At 75.7% G+C, this 1480-nt stretch carries 2 protein-coding genes; both read left to right on the top strand.

Annotated elements, in window-relative coordinates; translation table 11 throughout:
- A partial coding sequence (locus tag D8M29_RS12135; protein WP_174233362.1) for a non-canonical purine NTP pyrophosphatase occupies positions 1 to 268 on the top strand: 268 nt, incomplete at its 5' end.
- Positions 265 to 1410 carry an exonuclease domain-containing protein gene (locus tag D8M29_RS12130; RefSeq protein WP_127446019.1) on the top strand — a complete coding sequence of 382 codons (1146 nt, stop codon included), beginning with the start codon at positions 265 to 267 and terminating at the stop codon, positions 1408 to 1410. The genes D8M29_RS12135 and D8M29_RS12130, both read left to right, overlap by 4 nt.
- The last annotated feature ends 70 nt before the right edge of the window (positions 1411 to 1480 follow it).

Raw genomic sequence — 1480 nt, 5'->3', positions numbered from 1 at the left:
CGCGCTCGCGGTCCCCAGCGGCCCGGACGCCGCGGGCGCCCGGGCCATCCACGTCGAGCACGTCGAGCACGGCCGCCTGCCCGGCACGCTGCTGTGCGAGCCCGTGGGGGACGGCGGCTTCGGCTACGACCCGATCCTGCGGCCCGAGGGCCGGGACGTGTCCACCGCGCAGCTGAGCCCCGAGGACAAGAACGCGATCAGCCACCGGGGGCACGCCTTCCGCGCCCTGCTGCCCTACCTGGTGGACGCGCTCGACGCGCGCCCGTGAGCGGCGGGCGCGTCCCCGTGCCGGGGCTGGACTTCACCGCGATCGACTTCGAGACCGCCAACGGCTTCCGCGGCTCCCCGTGCGCCGTGGGCGCCGTCCGGGTGCGGGACGGGGTCATGGTGGACCGTGCCGAGTGGCTGATCCGTCCGCCCGTCGGCTTCGACCGGTTCGATCCCCGCAACGTGCGCATCCACGGCATCACCGAGGACCGCGTCCTGGACGCCCCCCGGTTCGCGCAGGTGTACGACGAGCTCGCGGACTTCGTGGGGACGGACGTGCTCGCGGCGCACAACGCGGGCTTCGACGTCGGCGTCATCGAGTCCGGCCTCGAGGTCTCCGGCCGGGACGTGCCGGGCCTGGAGTTCGTGTGCACCCTGGTGCTGGCGCGCCGCGTCTACGACCTGCCCTCGTACGCCCTGCCCTCCGCGGCGCGCGAGGCCGGCTTCACCCCGGGACGCCACCACGACGCACTGGCCGACGCCGAGGCCTGCGCGGCCATCCTCGTGGACATCGGCCGGCGCGTGCTGGGAGCGCCGCCGGCCGACGCGGACGTTCTGCCGGGTCTGACCGACGCGCCGGCCGGCCGCGGCGTCGACCGCCTGATGCGGGCCCAGGGGCTGAGCGTCAGCGTCCTCGCCCCCCGGGCGGCGGGATCGGGCGCCGAGTCGAAGGCCACTCGCCAGGCCCGGCGCACCGAGGGCGTCTTCGACGCGCGGGTCCCGCTGCGGGACGAACGCGCCATGCCCGACTTCATGCGCTGGCCGGACGAGGGCGTCAATCCGCTCCCGAACCCGACCGCCGACCCGGGCCACCCCCTGTTCGGCCAGACCGTGGTGTTCACGGGCGGCATCGGCATGTCACGTCAGAGTGCCAAGACGCGCGCGGCCTCGCACGGCGCGCAGACCGCGAACCGGGTGGGCGCGGCCACCACGATGCTCGTCGTCGGGGACGGCTTCGAGGCCGCGGACCTGCACCGCCCGCGCGCCGAGGACGGGGCGCCGCAGGCCGTGACCACGGCGCTGGCGCACCGCAAGACGCGGGACGCCCTGCGCCGGCGGGACCGTGGGCAGGCCATCGCCCTGGTCTCCGAGGGGGAGTTCCTGCAGATGCTCGACGGGAACTGGCCGGACGCCGCGCGCTGAACCGCTCAGGTGGTCGCGGCGCTCCAGCGCCGGGCGGCCAGTTCCCGTCGAGCATCTGCAGGAACTCCCA

Origin of the sequence: Micrococcus sp. HSID17227 (genome assembly GCF_003989405.1) — a bacterium.
GTDB lineage: Bacteria > Actinomycetota > Actinomycetes > Actinomycetales > Micrococcaceae > Micrococcus > Micrococcus luteus.
The sequence above is the reverse complement of the archived record's forward strand: the minus strand, read 5'-3'. Positions and strand labels throughout refer to the sequence as shown.